This is a genomic window from Tessaracoccus sp. SD287, from assembly GCF_017355265.1.
Classification (GTDB): domain Bacteria; phylum Actinomycetota; class Actinomycetes; order Propionibacteriales; family Propionibacteriaceae; genus Aestuariimicrobium.
In genome coordinates this window covers 1-15,816 of record NZ_JADIJQ010000013.1, presented here as the reverse complement: position 1 = coordinate 15,816, position 15,816 = coordinate 1, and the positions used below count along the sequence as shown (strand labels likewise).

At 69.4% G+C, this 15,816-nt stretch carries 15 protein-coding genes; 12 read left to right on the top strand and 3 right to left on the bottom strand.

The features are described 5' to 3' along the window. The first annotated feature begins 147 nt into the window (after window positions 1–147). The 5 genes from IPV09_RS07190 to IPV09_RS07170 are packed head-to-tail and all read left to right on the top strand — an operon-like array spanning window position 148 to window position 4,648. Window positions 148–1,119 carry a PhoH family protein gene (locus IPV09_RS07190; RefSeq protein ID WP_242681358.1) on the top strand — a complete coding sequence of 324 codons (972 nt, stop codon included), beginning with the start codon at window positions 148–150 and terminating at the stop codon, window positions 1,117–1,119. After that, complete coding sequence (gene ybeY / locus IPV09_RS07185) at window positions 1,116–1,574, top strand: rRNA maturation RNase YbeY (protein WP_207474564.1); 459 nt, start codon at window positions 1,116–1,118, stop codon at window positions 1,572–1,574. The genes IPV09_RS07190 and ybeY overlap by 4 nt, the downstream gene beginning before the upstream one ends. 5 nt (window positions 1,575–1,579) lie before the next feature. Further along, complete coding sequence (locus tag IPV09_RS07180; RefSeq protein ID WP_207474563.1) at window positions 1,580–2,887, top strand: hemolysin family protein; 1,308 nt, start codon at window positions 1,580–1,582, stop codon at window positions 2,885–2,887. Beyond that, window positions 2,877–3,836 carry a GTPase Era gene (era, locus tag IPV09_RS07175; RefSeq protein ID WP_242681352.1) on the top strand — a complete coding sequence of 320 codons (960 nt, stop codon included), beginning with the start codon at window positions 2,877–2,879 and terminating at the stop codon, window positions 3,834–3,836. The genes IPV09_RS07180 and era overlap by 11 nt, the downstream gene beginning before the upstream one ends. Next, window positions 3,836–4,648, top strand: coding sequence for a lipoate--protein ligase family protein (locus IPV09_RS07170; RefSeq protein WP_207474561.1), 813 nt, complete (start codon window positions 3,836–3,838; stop codon window positions 4,646–4,648). Before era ends, IPV09_RS07170 begins: the two co-directional genes overlap by 1 nt. Before the next feature lie 15 nt (window positions 4,649–4,663). On the opposite strand, the gene IPV09_RS07165 is transcribed toward IPV09_RS07170, so the two are convergent. Then, window positions 4,664–5,686, bottom strand: a complete 1,023-nt coding sequence (locus IPV09_RS07165) for a DNA ligase (protein ID WP_207474560.1) — start codon at window positions 5,684–5,686, stop codon at window positions 4,664–4,666. 90 nt (window positions 5,687–5,776) lie between these two features. On the opposite strand from IPV09_RS07165, the gene IPV09_RS07160 reads away from it, so the two are divergent. From IPV09_RS07160 to IPV09_RS07145, 4 genes are read left to right on the top strand one after another with little or no spacing between them, the layout of a single operon-like run. Continuing rightward, window positions 5,777–6,484, top strand: coding sequence for a DsbA family protein (locus IPV09_RS07160; RefSeq protein WP_207474559.1), 708 nt, complete (start codon window positions 5,777–5,779; stop codon window positions 6,482–6,484). 43 nt (window positions 6,485–6,527) lie between these two features. Then, entirely contained in the window at window positions 6,528–6,893 is a 366-nt protein-coding gene (locus IPV09_RS07155; protein WP_207474558.1) for a response regulator transcription factor, read from the top strand. Then, window positions 6,890–7,870 (top strand): HEAT repeat domain-containing protein, encoded by a 981-nt coding sequence (locus IPV09_RS07150; protein ID WP_207474557.1) that lies wholly within the window; start codon window positions 6,890–6,892, stop codon window positions 7,868–7,870. Before IPV09_RS07155 ends, IPV09_RS07150 begins: the two co-directional genes overlap by 4 nt. A 1-nt stretch (window position 7,871) precedes the next feature. After that, window positions 7,872–9,287 (top strand): glycosyltransferase family 2 protein, encoded by a 1,416-nt coding sequence (locus IPV09_RS07145; RefSeq protein ID WP_207474556.1) that lies wholly within the window; start codon window positions 7,872–7,874, stop codon window positions 9,285–9,287. Between the two features lie 59 nt (window positions 9,288–9,346). Here the strand turns inward: IPV09_RS07145 and IPV09_RS07140 are convergent, their stop codons facing one another. After that, window positions 9,347–10,945: a cell wall metabolism sensor histidine kinase WalK gene (locus IPV09_RS07140; RefSeq protein ID WP_207474555.1), complete on the bottom strand. Its 1,599-nt coding sequence runs from the start codon at window positions 10,943–10,945 to the stop codon at window positions 9,347–9,349. Between the two features lie 59 nt (window positions 10,946–11,004). After that, window positions 11,005–12,507: an amidohydrolase gene (locus tag IPV09_RS07135; RefSeq protein ID WP_207474554.1), complete on the bottom strand. Its 1,503-nt coding sequence runs from the start codon at window positions 12,505–12,507 to the stop codon at window positions 11,005–11,007. A 215-nt stretch (window positions 12,508–12,722) separates the two neighbouring features. Between IPV09_RS07135 and leuA the strand changes: the two genes are divergently transcribed. The 3 genes from leuA to IPV09_RS07120 all read left to right on the top strand — a co-directional run. Then, entirely contained in the window at window positions 12,723–14,468 is a 1,746-nt protein-coding gene (gene leuA, locus IPV09_RS07130; protein WP_207474553.1) for a 2-isopropylmalate synthase, read from the top strand. Next, window positions 14,461–14,757 (top strand): hypothetical protein, encoded by a 297-nt coding sequence (locus IPV09_RS07125; protein ID WP_207474552.1) that lies wholly within the window; start codon window positions 14,461–14,463, stop codon window positions 14,755–14,757. The genes leuA and IPV09_RS07125 overlap by 8 nt, the downstream gene beginning before the upstream one ends. Before the next feature lie 123 nt (window positions 14,758–14,880). Then, window positions 14,881–15,816: serine hydrolase (locus tag IPV09_RS07120; protein WP_207474551.1), on the top strand; the 936-nt coding region annotated here is incomplete at its 3' end.

The window sequence follows — 15,816 nt, the reverse complement described above, 5'->3', positions numbered from 1 at the left end:
AACAAGTGCTGCTCTAGGATGGATTTACACAACGCACGGAGGACCACCCTGACCAGTCAGCAGCACGAGACCAACCGCCCCCGCCCGGTGGCAGCAGTGGGCAGCCTGCACGGCACCCGCCAGTTCGACATTCCGGTGTCGATCCCGATGGTGAACATTCTTGGCCCGCGCGATGAGTTCCTGCGCCTGCTCGAGAGCCGACTCGACGCCGACATCCACGTCCGCGGCAACACCGTCACCCTGACCGGAACCGCCGACCAGATCGGTCTGGCCGTCGACGTGTTGACCGAGATGGTGACCATCCTGCGCACGGGCCAGGGTCTGACCGGCGAGACCGTCGAGCGGGTCGTCGCCATGACGCTGGCCGGCGACGAGGTGGCCCCGGCCGAGGTGCTCACCCAGAACATCCTGTCCGGTCGCGGCAAGACCGTGCGTCCCAAGACCCTGAACCAGAAGCGCTACGTCGATGCCATCGACCAGCACACCGTCGTCTTCGGCATCGGCCCGGCCGGCACCGGCAAGACCTACCTGGCCATGGCCAAGGCCGTCCAGGCGCTGCAGGCCAAGCTGGTCAACCGGATCATCCTGACCCGGCCGGCCATCGAGGCCGGCGAGAAGCTGGGCTTCCTGCCCGGCACCCTCAACGACAAGATCGACCCCTACGTGCGTCCGCTCTACGATGCGCTGCACGACATGGTCGACCCCGAGTCGGTGCCCAAGCTGCTCACCTCCGGCACCATCGAGGTGGCGCCGCTGGCCTACATGCGAGGCCGCACCCTCAACGATGCCTTCATCATCCTGGACGAGGCCCAGAACACCTCCATGGAGCAGATGAAGATGTTCCTGACCCGGCTGGGCTTCGGATCGCAGATGGTCGTCACCGGCGACATCACCCAGGTCGACCTGCCCAACGGCCAGCTCAGCGGTCTGCGCGAGGTCCAGCAGATCCTGGACGGGGTCGACGACATCACCTTCTGCCAGTTGACCAACCACGACGTGGTCCGCCACAAGTTGGTCGGCCACATCGTCCAGGCCTACGACCAGTACGACGTGACCCGCGCCCCCGACGACCGCGAACAGCGTCGCCGCCCGCACCACGACCGGGGGGACAGGCGATGATCGACCTGAACAACGAGTCCGGCGAGGTCGCCGACGAACTCGGGCTGGTCGCGTTGGCCACCTTTGCGCTCGACGAGTTGCGCATCCATCCGCAGAGCGACCTGTCGATCCTGCTGGTCGATGAGGAGACGATGGCCAGCTACCACGAGCGCTACCTGGACCTGCCCGGGCCCACCGACGTGATGAGCTTCCCGATGGACGAGCTGCGCGCCCCCGACCCGGACGACGAGCCGCCGCTGGGCCTGCTCGGCGACATCGTGCTGTGTCCGCAGGTGACCAGCCGTCAGGCCGCCGAGAACGGTCGGCGTCCCGACGAGGAGGCCGAGTACCTGCTGATCCACGGACTGCTGCACCTGCTCGGCCATGACCACGCCGAGCCGGCGGAGAAGGACGTCATGTTCGGGCTCAACGACAAGATCATCGCGGCCTGGCAACGCCGCAAGCTGGGGGCCTGAACCCGATGTCCACCCAGGATTGGGTCCTGCTCGTCGTCGCGTTCGGATGCGCCGTGCTGGCGGGCGTCTTCCAGGCGGCCGACGCCGCCCTGCAGTCCATGTCACGCTCCCGGGCCGAGAAGCTCGTGGAATCGGGCCACCGCAGCGCCGCCCGGGTCCGCCAGATCTCGGAGGATCCGGCGCCCTACGTCAACACCGCCATGTTCGTGCGCACCATCCTGGAGATCAGCACCATCGTGCTGGTCAGCCTGGTGGTGTTCCGCCACGTCGAGAACTTCGCGCTGCAACTGGTGATCTCGATCAGTTCCATGGTGCTCATCTCGTTCATCATGTGGGGGGTCGCGCCGCGGACCCTGGGCCGGCAGCGCGCCGAGAACATCGCCGCGTCGACCTCGGGCATCATCTCGGGGTTGAACACGGTGCTGGGCCCCATCCCGCAGCTGATGATCCTGCTCGGCAATGCGCTCACCCCCGGACGAGGGTTCGCCGACGGCCCGTTCTCGTCCGAGGCCGAACTGCGCGAGATGGTCGACATTGCCGAGGCCACCGACCTGATCGAGGCGGGGGAGCGCAAGATGATCCACTCGGTCTTCGAGTTGGGCGACACCCTGTTGAAGGAAGTCATGGTGCCGCGCACCGACGTGGTCTTCATCAGCGCCGACAAGACCCTGCGTCAGGGCCAGTCGCTGGCCCTGCGATCGGGGTTCAGCCGCATCCCCGTGGTCGGGGAGGGTGGCCTGGACGAGGTGCTGGGCATCATCTACCTCAAGGACATCACCCGGCGCATCTACGACAATCCCGACGCCGCGCAGAACGAGACCGTCGACCAGTTGCTGCGTCCGGTGAGCTTCTCTCCCGACTCCAAGCCCGTCGACGAGGTGCTGCGCCAGATGCAGCGGGACCGCAACCACCTGGCCCTGGTCATTGACGAGTTCGGCGGCACCGCGGGACTGGCGACCATCGAGGACATCCTGGAGGAGATCGTCGGTGAGATCGTCGACGAGTACGACGCCGAGCCGACGCTGACCCACGACCTGGGCGACGGTGCCTTCCGCATCTCGGCCCGGATGCCCGTCGACGACATGGCCGAGTTGTTCGGCCTGTCGGCCGACGACGACGACGTCGAGACCGTCGGCGGACTGATGGCCAAGGTGCTGAACGTGGTGCCCATCCCCGGCACCCAGATCATCTGGGAAGGCATCGAGATCACGGCCGAGAAGGCCGTGGGACGTCGCCACCAGATCGACACCTGCGTGGTGCGACGCGCCCCAGACCATGACCCCCAGGACGAGGAGTCCGACGATGACGCTTGACCCGAACCACCTGCTGGTCGGTGAACGCCCCGAGGGTTTCCGCTCGGGCTTCGCCTGCTTCGTGGGGCGCCCCAATGCCGGCAAGTCCACCCTGACCAATGCGCTGGTCGGGGAAAAGATTGCGATCGCCTCGTCCAAGCCGCAGACGACCCGCCACGCGATCCGCGGGGTCGTCAACCGTCCCGACGCGCAACTGGTGCTGATCGACACCCCCGGCCTGCACAAGCCCCGCACCCTGCTCGGTGAGCGGCTCAACGACCTGGTCCGCGAGACCTGGACCGAGGTCGACATCGTCGGGGTGTGCCTGCCCGCCAACCAGCGGATCGGACCCGGCGACACCTACCTGGTCAGCGAGATCGCCAAGCTGAACCGCCGTCCGAAGCTGGTCGCCCTGGCCACCAAGTCCGACCTGGTCAGCGACAGCCGCCTGCGCGAGCACCTGATGTCGATCACCAAGCTCGAGGACGAGCTGGGCATCCGTTTCGAGCACATCGTGCCCTGCTCCTCGGTCACCGGCGCCCAGTTGGACGACGTCGAGAACGTGCTGGTCAGCCTGCTGGAGGAGGGGCCGGCCTTCTATCCCGACGGGCAGGTCACCGACGAGCCGACCGAGACCCTGGTCGCCGAACTGGTCCGTGAGGCGGCGCTGGAGGGCGTGCGTGACGAGTTGCCGCACTCGATCATGGTTGTCGTCGAAGAGATGGGCCTGCGTGAGGGCCGTCCCGAGGACAAGCCGCTGCTGGACATCTTCGCGACCCTGGTCGTGGAGCGCGACTCCCAGAAGGGCATCATCATCGGGCACCAGGGCAGCCGCCTGCGCGACCTGGGCATGCGGTCGCGCCAGCAGATCAGCGCCCTGCTCGGCACCCCGGTGCACCTGGACCTGAAGGTCAAGGTCATGAAGGAGTGGCAGCGCGACCCGAAGTTCCTCAACCGACTGGGCTTCTAGTGCAGCTGCTGCGCGGCCGGGTCGCCGCCGAGCCCGACCCGGCCCTGGAAATGGCCGCCTCGCATGCCCTGCTGACCCGGGCCAGGGCTGGTGAGCTCGAATCGGTGCTGCGGGTCTTTCGTCCGACCCCGATGGTGGCCTTCGGACGCCGAGACGCCAATCGTCCGGGATTCCCGGCGGCGGCCTCAGCCTGCCTTCGGGTCGGTTTCACCCCGGTGGTGCGGGCCACTGGGGGACGGGCGGTGGCGTGCACCCCGAACGCCCTGGTGCTGGACCACGTGCAGCGAGCCCCCGGTGCCCTGGGTGGGATCGCCGTGGACGGCGCGAGTGCGGGGGACGGGTCTGCGAACACAGTGTTCGGAGGCATGGAACAACGCTTCGAGACCTTCGGGGCGATGCTGGCCGAGGTGCTGGCCGACGTCGGCATCGACGCCCGGGTGGGGGAGGTGCCGGGCGAGTTCTGCGCCGGAGCCCATTCGATCAACGCCCGCGGGACGGTGAAGCTCATCGGCACCGCGCAGCGGGTGGTCCGCGATGCCTGGTTCTTCAGTTCGGTGGTGATCACCGACGACCGCGACGTGATCGCACCGCTGCTGGTCGAGGTCTACGACGCCCTCGAACTGCCCTTCGACCCCGCCTCGGTGGGTGCGGTCGCCACGGAGGCACCCGGCACCACCATCGACCTGCTCGAGCAGGCCTTCATCGGCGCCTACGACGACCGCTTCGGTCTGGTCGAGACGCGAATGGACGCCGATCTCCTCACCGAGGCCGAGGGGCTGCGCGCGGACCACCAGGTGGCCCCCGCCGGCTGACCCCGCGACTCCCCCTCAGCCGGTCTCCTCAACCACTACGTCGGCAGCCTCCAGGGCCGTCACGTCGGGACGAAGCCGACGCAGCACCGGGTGGCGCAGCTGTCCGGCGTCACCCACACCCATGGCACCCTCGCGGGTGAAGCTACCCCTCCGACCCAGGAAACGCACCTGGACGCACAGGATGGGCTCCACCCACCGTGCCCGCCGCGCCTCGGGGCCTTGCGGCCTCGGTACGAAGGGACAGTGGTCGATCTCGATGGAGCGCAACACCTGCAGCAGCTGGTCGCGTTCGGCGTGCCCCAACCCCGATCCGGCGCGGGTGATGGGGTAAAGCAGACCGTCCTCGGCAAAGGTCTGCTCGTCGTGCGGGTGGCCGATCCACAGCGCCCCGAGCCGCCGCGGGTTGTCGGTCTCGGGCACCCAGCCGCCGATCACCCCGACGAACTCCGCACGATGGGGAACCTTCACCCAGTCGGGGCTGCGGACCCCGGGTTGGTAGATCGAGCCACGCCGTTTGCTGATCACCCCCTCGAGTCCCTGCTCGAGGGTCGCCTGCGTCAGCAACTCACCGTCGTCGTACTGCGGGGGCACCTGCCAGCCGGGTCCGTTGGATTCCAGGTCGAGGCCCTCGAGCAGACCCCGGCGCTGTTCCAGGGGCAGCCCCACCACCGGTCGTCCGTCCAGTCGGAGCACGTCGAAGACCATGAAACGGGCCGGCGTCGAGGCGGCCAGTTGCGCCACTCGCCGCGGGTCGCGCTGGTGCATCCGCGGCGCCAACGACTGCAGGTTGGCCACCCCGGACGGCGTGACCGCCACCACCTCTCCGTCCAGCACCACATCAGCCGGCAACTGCTGGGCGCCGTGCAGTTCGGGGTAGGTCACCGTCACGTCCACCTCGTTGCGGTTGCGCAACCGCAACTCGCCCTCGGCAACCTCTGCCAGCAGCCGGATGCCGTCCCACTTCACCTCGTGCACCCAGCGGTCGTCGGGCGGCAGTTGGCCCGGGACGGGGGGATGGGTGGCGAGCATCGGACGCATGGGTCCCATTGTGGCCGTTCGGCATGTCGACGGAATCAATTCCGGGCCGCCCGTGTTGAGCCAATGATTGAATCTGGAAGGATTGTGTTCATGAGTCTTCGCGTCGACATCTGGTCGGACATCGCCTGCCCGTGGTGCTACATCGGCCAGTCCCGGTTCAGCAAGGGGGTCGAACTCTTCGGCGAGGACGTCGACGTGGTCTGGCACTCCTACCAGCTCGACCCGACCCTGCCCGAGCAGTTCGACGGCACCGAGGTCGAGTACCTCAGCCAGACCAAGGGCATCCCCGTCGAGCGGGTCGAACAGATGACCGCCGGGGTGAAGCAGGCCGCCGACGGCGAGGGACTGCCCATGGACTTCGCGGCGGTGCGCCCCGCCAACTCGATGAAGGCCCACCGGCTGCTCAAGACCATCGGCCGCCATGACGGCGACGTCGACGCCGCCGAGCACGCGCTGTTCTCGGCCCACTTCGCCCAGGGCGAGGTGATCAGCGATGACCAGGTGCTGACCCGCATCGGTGTCGATGCCGGCCTCACGGCCGCACAGGTCGCTGCCGGCCAGGCCGACCCCACCATCGCCGCCGAGGTGGCCGAGGACATCGACACCGCCCGCCAGATCGGTGTGACCGGTGTGCCGTTCTTCGTCTTCGGCGAGAAGTACGCCGTCTCGGGCGCCCAGCCGGCCGAGGTCTTCGCGCAGGCACTGCAGCAGACCTGGGACGAGTTGCAGCCCCAGAAGCCAGCCTTCGTCACCCTCGGGGGAGAGCAGGGGGAGGCCTGCGGCCCGGCGGGCTGCTGAGGCTGGTGCGGGATGGCCCTCGGATGGCCCTAGACTCACCGCCATGGCCCACATCCTGGTCGTGGACGATGATCCTGACATCCGCGAACTTGTCACCCTGAAACTTCAAGCCTCCGGGCACACCACGGTCGACGCCGACTCCGCTGAGTCGGCCCGTGAAGTGCTCGCCACTCTGGTCGACGTCGACCTGGCGGTGATTGACCACATGATGCCCGGCATGACCGGCGTCGACCTGATCCGGCTGCTGCGCTCTGAAGGGTCGACCCTGCCCATGATCATGTTGACGGCCCGCAGCCAGGAGCGTGACCTGGAGCGCGGGTTCGACGCCGGGGCCGACGACTACCTGACCAAGCCGTTCTCGCCGCGAGAGCTGTCGGTCCGCGTGTCAGCACTGCTGGCGCGGCGATGATCGATGGGTTGACGCCCCGGGTGGTCCTGGCCGCCCTGGTGATCGTCTGGTCAACGGTCCTGTTCCTGGTCATCGGCACCGGCGTGGCCCATGGCACCCGGGTGCTGGTCGAACGGCGCCGCGCCCGCCACGACGAACTGGCCCGCCCGTGGGTGACGGCCTATGCGCTCGGTGACAGCGAGGACGCCCCGCGGTTGCGAGCTGCCTCCGGCGTCCTGGGCGATCGGGTCGACGAACGACTGCTGGCCCTGCTCGACGTGGTCAGCGGTGACGCGCGAGCGCGTCTGGTCGCCATGCTGGTCGACCGCGGACACCCGCCGCGGCTGCGCCGCCGGATGCGTTCGGGGTGGGCCGCCATCCGCGCCGGCAGCGTCCGCCGACTGGGCATGCTGGCACTGCCCGCGGACGAAAGACTGCTGCTGGACGCGCTCACCGACCGCTCGTCGGTGGTCCGCAGCGTCGCCGCCCGCGCCCTGTGCGCCTACCCGAGCCGTCGGGCCGTCCAGGCCGTGCTCGACCTGGTCAGGTCGGACGGCCATGTCCCCAGCCTGGTGCTCGTCAACGTGCTGATGGCGTTGGGTCGCGAGGACCAGGATTGCCGCGACGCGATCCGCGAGGGCCTGCTGGACTCCTCCGAGCGCGTGCGTGCCGCCTGCGCGCAGACGCTGGGGCTGCTGACCAGCGTCATCGATTCGCCCCGGCTGGGCATTCTGCTCAACCGTGACCCCGCACCCGTGGTCCAGCTCGCGGCAGCCACCGCACTGACCCGCATCGCCACCGGCAGCAGCGTGCCGGCGCTGCTGGCCGGCACCACCTCGTCATGGCCGCAGGTGCGCGTCGAATGCGTCCGCGCCCTCCAGGCGCTGCCCAGCGCTCTCGCCGGCACCGCTCTGGCCGAGGTGCGCCAGGCGCAGGACCCGGTGCTGGCAACGGTGCTGGCACCGGCAGCCCTCGGGGCGGGTGTCGACCGTGGCTGACATGATCCGTCTGCTGTTGTTCTGGACCGCGGTGCCCAGCCTGCTGTACTTCATCGTCATCAACGTCTCCTACGGACTGCTGGTGCTGCTCGGATGGTGGGAGGTTCGACGCTCGGCGCGTCGCCGCTCCGTGCTGGACCTGGCCGAGACGGCGACCGCGCCGGTCTCGTTGGGTCTCACCGTGGTGATTCCGGCCTACAACGAGGGACTGGTGATCGAGCAGTCGGTACGCTCCACGCTTGCCCTGGACTATCCCGACCACGAGGTCGTCGTGGTCAACGACGGATCCACCGACGACACCCTCGAAGCGCTGACCCGTGCCTTTGACCTGGTGCCCAGCGCCCGCACCGTCGACACCTCGGGCCAGGTGCAGGTGCGCGGCGCCATCCGTGGCGTCTACCGGGCGCGGGACCGCAGCACCCCGCTGGTGGTGCTCGACACCGACAACTCGGGACGTTCTGACTCGGTCAATGCCGGCATCTGCATCGCCGCCAAGGACCTGGTGGTCTTCATGGACGCCGACTCGGTGCTCGACCACGACGCGCTGCTGCTGGCGGTGCAACCCTTCCTCGACGACCCGGTGCGGGTGGTGGCCACCGGCGGCAGCATCCGAGCGGTCAACGGCTGCCGGGTGCTGGCCGGGCGGGTCACCAAGGTGGGGCTGCCCACGTCGTGGCTGGCCCGTCTCCAAGTGGTGGAGTACCTGCGCGCGTTCAGCCTCGGCAGGGCCGGGTGGTCGATGATTGGCGCGCTGATGTTGATCTCGGGGGCCTTCGGTGTCTACCGCCGCGACGTCCTGCTGACCGTCGGCGGGCTGGACGCCGACACCATCGGTGAGGACTTCGAGCTCGCCATGGCCGTGCACCGCTGGTACCGACGCTCGAAGCGCGACTACCGGATGGTCTACGTCAGCGAGCCGGTGAGCTGGACCGAGGTTCCCGACACCGGCAAGGTGTTGCGCAAACAACGCGCCCGGTGGCACCGCGGCCTGTGGGAGGTGCTGTGGAAGTACCGTGGCATGCTGCTGAACCCCCGCTACGGGCGGATCGGCATGATTGGCCTGCCCTACTACTGGCTCTTCGAGCTCTGCGCGCCGCTGTTCGAGGTGTTCGGGCTGGTCGTGCTGGTCGCGGCAATGGCGACCGGGGCGGTCAATCCGGTGCTGCTGCTGTCAATGCTGGGGATTTCCCTGGGCATCGGGGTATTGGTCTCGGTCGCCGCGATCCTGCTGGAGGAGCTCTCCTTCCACCGCACCCCGACCTGGCGCAGTGTGTGGCTCTTGATCGTGTGCGCGTTCGTCGAGAACTTCGGCTACCGACAATTCACCGCGGTGTGGCGGCTGGAGGGTTGGTGGAAGGCGTTGCGCCGGACCAAGCAGGAGTGGGGCGTGATGTCGCGCACCGGCTTCAGCAGCTGAGCCGCGTCCGCCGCGTCCTGTCCTGCAGGGGCGCCGGGGTCGACCCGGGTGGGACGTCCTCAGGTGCGCTGCAGGGGGACCGTCAGCGTCACGGTCGTGCCCTCGCCTTCGGTCGATTCCACCTCGAGTTCACCGCCGTGGGCGTGGGCGATGCGTCGGGTGACAAGCAGTCCGATGCCGGTACCCTCGGTGCCCGAGTCGAGCGCCGTGCGGGCCCGGAAGTAGGGCGTGAAGAGCTTCGGCAGGTCATCGGCGCCCACCCCGATGCCATGGTCGCGCACGGTCAGGGTGACCGACTGGCGGTCGCTGGTCAACTGCACCTCCACCACACCGCCGGGACGGGAGTACTTGACGGCATTCGACAGCAGGTTGTCGACGGCCTGTCCCAGCTGCACGCTGTCGGCATTGCCCAGCGGCAGTGGTTCCTCCAGCCCGCTGACCTGCCAACTGAGCTGCTGGGACTCGGCCCGCGGGCGCATCGACTCGACCTGCTCGCGCACCAGCATGGCGAAGTCCATGACGCAGGGGTCGCCGTTGCGGACCGAGCTGTGCAGCGTCCGCGCCGTCTCGAGCAGGCCGAGGATGAGCCGTTGGAGCCGGACGACGTTGCGGCCGACGACCTCGAGCCTGCGCAGCACGACGGCCGCGTCCAGGGTGCCGTTGGGGGCCTCGCGGGCGTCGTCCTCGAGGAGTTCCAGGTAGCCGGCGATGGAGGTCAGCGGGGTCTTCAGCTCATGGCTGACGTTCGCCAGGAATTGCTCCTCCTGCAGCACGGCCGACAGGGACGCCGTCACGTCGTGGACCACCACCAGCACGGTGCCGTCGACATGGCTCGCCGAGACCGACAACGCCACCTTGCGTCCCTTGGTGGCGGTCGTCCAGACCACGTTCCCGACGAACTCGTGGCCGTCGTGGGCCCGGCGCAGGGGGTACTGCTCGGGGGGCAACTCGTCGCGCCCGTTCTCGGCCAGCAGCGGCTGGTGCAGCACCTGGTCGATGGGAAGGTGCCGGGCGGGCCCGGCCAGGCGGCCGCTGACACTGGTCAGGTGCCCATCCGGCCCCAGGGCACCGTGGACGACGCCCAGGGCCGTGGTGACCAGCGCCAGTCGTCGCTGCTGCGAGTCGCGCTGCCGCACCAGTTGGGCCACCAGCAGTGCCACGGCCCCCACCACCACGACGGCGCTGACGCCGCGCACCAGGACGGGCTCCGTGGGCAGGCTGCCCATGCCCACCGGTCCGACGAACTGGGTGAGCACCGCCACGACGATGGCAATGGCTGCCCCGCGGAAGTGCAGGATCGACGCCAACCAGACCCCCGGCAGCGCCATCAAGAAGGCGACATAGCCCAGGCCGTCGGGCCCGGCCCACCGGAGCAGGGCAATGCCCACCATGCTGACGACCGCGGCCGTGGCGGCCAGGGTGATGAGCCGGTCAGGGTCCAGGGCGGCCCTGGTGGCCGGCAGCGCCACCACCACGACGGCCACGGTCACCCCCAGCACCAGGACCAGACCCGACCAGAACAGCCACGGGAACTGGACGAACTCGTGGTTGGCCAGCGGGACGCTGAAGGCGATGCACGCCAGCAGGGTGATCTGGTGGGTGAGGGCTGTCCCGGGCAGACGCAGCGCGACTCTCGGACCGGGGGTGGCTGGGGGCATGGCATTGATGGTTCCACATCGCGGCCACACCACGTGACCCGGCCCGGCCCGATGGCGGTTCAGGACGCGGTGTGCGGCGCCCGCCAGGTGGGCCGTCCACCCACCAGGGTGAGGGTGGGGCTGATCGCGTGGAGTTGGTCGGACGGCACCTCGAAGGGGCTCACGGGCAGGACGAGCAGGTCCGCCTCGGAGCCGACCACCAGCGCATGGACGCCCCGGGTGGAGGCGACCAGCGCCTGGGACAACGTCAGGGACTGCTCCGGGTGCCAGCCCTGGTCGGTGGCCGACGCGCGCCGGACAGCGGCCTCGATGGCCAACCACGGGTCGAGTCGGGCCACCGGGGCATCGGAGCCCAGCGCCAGTTCGACCCCCGCCGCCCGCATTGACGCCAACGGGAAGGCGTGCTCGGTGCGCCCGGCCCACAGCGCGTCCATCGCCTCACGGTCGTCGAGCAGGTGCGCCGGCTGGACGCTGGCCCGCACCCCGAGCCCCGCCATTCGGGTGATGTCCTCGGGGCTGATCAGCTGGGCATGCTCGATGCTGCCGCGGGCACCGGTCTCGGCGAAGGCGTCCAGTGCCTGGCCGGCGGCCCGGTCGCCGATGGCGTGGACGGCGCATTCCATGCCGTGGCTGGTCGCCTGCCGCATCAGCGCCACCAGGTCGTCCATGTCGACGCTGCGCACCCCGTGCTCCTGCCCAGGCAGCGGGTCACCGGTGCCGGTGCTGTGGAACGGTTCCCGGCACCAGGCGGTGCGGGCGGTCAGGGAGCCGTCGGTGATGATCTTCAGCGGGCCGAGGGTCAACAAGCCGTCGGCGTCGAGGACCTGACCGCCGCGCAGCCCCTCGGCGGCGACCCGGTCCAGGTGCTGCGGGTAGACCCCGGCCCGCACCCGCACCGACGAGAACCCGTGGGCGAAGCGTCGGCGCCAGTCGGCGGGATTCCACGCCATGGTCAGGTCGACCAGTCCCACCACGCCCCGGGAGGCGGCTCGACGGGCGCTGTGGTCCACCCAATCGTCGAGCACCGGCACGGGCAGGTCCAGCAGCCGGGTCTGCAGGTCGAAGGCGGGCTGCTCCTGCAGCAGCCCGGTGTTGCTCTGCAGCCCGAAGTGCGCGATGGCCGCGGTGTTCACCCAGGTCGAGTGGACGTCGTGGGAGATGACCACCGTCGGATGATCGGCGATCGCCGCGTCCAGCACGCCGGCCGTGGGGGACTCAGCCCAGGTGGAGTCACGGAAGCCGAAGCCGACCAGCACCGGGTCGCTGCTGGCCCGACGGGCCGCCGCCATCAGCGCCGCCGCCTGCTGCGGTGAGCGTGCGGCCGAGACGTCAACCCATCGGCTGCTCATCGCCCACTGGGTCATGTGCACATGCGCGTCCCACAGGCCAGGCATGACGATGCCGCCACCGTCAACGAGGCCGCCACCGTCAATGACCTCAGCGTCGGGGTGCCCGGTGCGGGTGACCCGACCCTCGACCACGTGCAGGTCGCCGAGCGGGCCCAGTCGTCCGGTGGACAGGTCGAGGCGGCGCACGTTGGTCAGGGTGATGGTCTGCGGCATGTCGGCCAGTCAATCCGACCCCGTGGTGGGCTCGGGCAGACGTCCAACCCGCGGTCGTGGTGTACGTTGGTGGGCATGTTCGGCCTGCGGCTTCTTCACTGCCGCAGCGAGGCCCAGTGAACGATCACCGGCGGCCCCCTCGCTGCGGAGTCCTGTCGTGCCCGCCCCTGCGATGACCTCGCAACCCAGCCGACCACCCCAGTGAGGAACCTCCCATGAGCACCCATTCTTTCGGAACGCGCCCGCAGCCTGTCCCCGTGCAGCAGCCCAGCCCGATGCCGTTCCAGCGCTACACCCCCTTCCAGCCGATCGACCTGCCCGACCGCACCTGGCCCGGTCGTCGCATCGAGAAGGCCCCGCGGTGGCTGTCGACCGACCTGCGCGACGGCAACCAGGCGCTGATCGACCCGATGACCCCGGCCCGCAAGCGCCGCATGTTCGACCTGTTGGTCAAGATCGGCTACAAGGAGATCGAGATTGGTTTCCCCTCGGCCTCGCAGACCGACTTCGACTTCGTCCGGCACCTGATCGAAGACGACGCCATCCCCGACGACGTCACCATCTCGGTCCTGACCCAGGCCCGCGAGGACCTGATTTCGCGCACTGCCGAGTCACTGGTTGGCGCGAATCGGGCCACGATCCACATGTACAACGCCACCGCCGAACTGTTCCGCCGAGTGGTGTTCAAGATGAGCGAGGCCGAGACGGTGGCGCTGGCCACCCGCGGCACCGAACTGGTGATGAAGCACGCCGAGGCCAACCTGGGCGACGTCGAGTTCGGCTACCAGTACAGCCCCGAGATCTTCACCCAGACCCCCACCGACTTCGCCGTCGAGGTGTGCAATGCGGTGGCCGACGTGTGGCAGCCGTCGGCCGGGCGCGAGATCATCTTCAACCTGCCCGCCACCGTCGAGCGGTCCACCCCGAACACCTACGCCGACCAGATCGAGTACTTCACCCGGCACGTCAACAACCGCGCCAACGTCGCGGTCTCGCTGCACCCGCACAATGACCGCGGCACCGCGGTGGCGGCCTCCGAACTGGGCATGATGGCCGGCGCCGACCGGGTCGAGGGCTGCCTGTTCGGCCACGGCGAGCGCACCGGCAACGTCGACCTGGTCACCTTGGCGCTGAACCTGTTCAGCCAGGGGGTCGACCCCCAGGTTGACCTGTCCGACATCGACGAGGTGCGTCGCACCGTCGAGTACTGCACCGGACTGCCCGTGCACCCCCGCCACCCCTACGCCGGCGACCTGGTCTACACCGCGTTCTCGGGGTCACACCAGGACGCCATCAAGAAGGGCCTGGAGGCACTGGAGCGCCAGGCCGAGGCCGCGGGAAAGGACCTGCACGAGATCGACTGGGAGGCGCCGTACCTGCCCATCGACCCCTACGACGTGGGCCGCACCTACGAGGCCGTGATCCGCGTGAACTCGCAGTCCGGCAAGGGTGGCATGGCCTACATCATGAAGTCGGAGTACAAGCTGGACCTGCCGCGCCGGCTGCAGATCGAGTTCAGCCGCGCCGTCCAGCGCCACGTCGACACCGAGGGCGGCGAGATTGCCCCCGCCGAGATCCTGGAACGGTTCAGGGCGGAGTACCTGGACGCCACCAGCCCGCTGCAGATCATCAAGTCGCGCCAGATCTCCAATGGCGGCGACTACCAGATCGACGCCATCGTCCACCATGGGGGCCAGGAGCGGACCATCTCGGGTGAGGGCAATGGCCCGCTGTCGGCCTTCGTCGATGCCCTGGGCCAGCTGGGCATCGCCGTCAAGGTGCTGGACTACTCCGAGCACGCCCTCACTGCCGGCGGCGACGCCCAGGCGGCCGCCTACGTCGAGGTCGAAACGGGCGACGAGGACGAGGGTGGCGTCTACTGGGGCGTCGGCATTGACGCCGACATCCTGACTGCCTCGCTGAAGGCCGTGGTCTCGGCGGTGAACCGCAGCCGTGCCTGAGCGCTCGGCGGGCACCGCCCCCGACGCTGCCTGGCAGCGCTGGATGGTGCGGGCGGTGCTCGCCGCCGCCATCGTCTGGGCCGTGCTGCCGGTCGGGCAGTTGTTCGTCACCTCCCAATGGGTCTGGGCGATCACCGGCACCATCGCGACCCTGGGGCTGGCGTGGGCGCTGATCAGTTCGTGGCGTCGCCGCCTGCGCCGCACGTCATGGATGCCGGTGGTGTGCCTGCTGCTGGTCGTCGGCATGGTGACCGTGGTCGCCGGTGACCCCGCGTGGCCGCTGGGGTAGGTGCCCACACGCCGCCTCGGCACCGATTGCACAGCGACGGTGTGCCTGGCCGCCGGCTCGGCCTGCCGCGAGCTCGGTGCTATCTCGGTGGACACGACCCCGACTGCGGTCCACACTCGAAGGATGACGAAGGACGCGTGGGTCGAGGTCGACGAACGGCTGGGCGAGCTGGCAGCGTCGGGGTCGTTCAGCGGTTCGGCCCTGGTCACCCGCGGGGACGAGGTGCTGCTCGAGACCTGCCACGGCTGGGCCGATCGGGCCCACGGCGAGCCCATCCACCCGGGCACGCGGTTCGGGCTGGCCTCGATGTGCAAGATGTTCACCGCCGCGGCGGTCCTCGACGCCGTGCGCCGGGGTGAGGTCGCGGTGGGCGACCGGGTCGTGGACGTGCTCCCGGCCCAGCGGCGGCCGTCGACGCTGGCCGACGAGGTCACCGTGCACCACCTGCTCACCCACACCTCCGGCATCGGCGACTATGCCGAGGAGGACGAGGACCTGCCCCACTACGTCGCCGACTACGGCTCGCTGTGGGTCCAGCGCCCCTGCTATGCCATGGAGCGCCCCGACGACTTCCTGCCGATGTACGCCGACCTCACGCCGATCGGCCCGCCCGGTGGCGACTTCCACTACTGCAACGCAGGCTACGTCCTGCTCGGTGCCGTGCTCGAGCAAGTCACGGGGACGCCCTTCGTGGACGCGGTGACCGAGCGGGTGCTGGTGCCGGCAGGGATGGCCGACTCGGGCTACCTCCGCTCCGACGAGCCGGCGCCAGACGTCGCGACAGGCTACCTTCCGCGCAGCAGCGACGACGCCCCGTGGCGCAGCAACGTCTTCTCGGTCCCGGTCGTGGGCGGGGGTGACGGGGGAGCGCTGGCGACGGCCAGGGACATCGATCGTTTCCTGAGGGCGATCAAGGACTGCTCCTTGCTGGGCGAGGAGATGACTGCCCTGATGCTCACCCCGTACGTGCCAATCCTGGAGGGCCTCGACATGGGCTACGGCGTGATGCTGCGGCCCGGGGGCACGTTCGGCCACGGCGGCGGTGACCCGGGGGTCAAC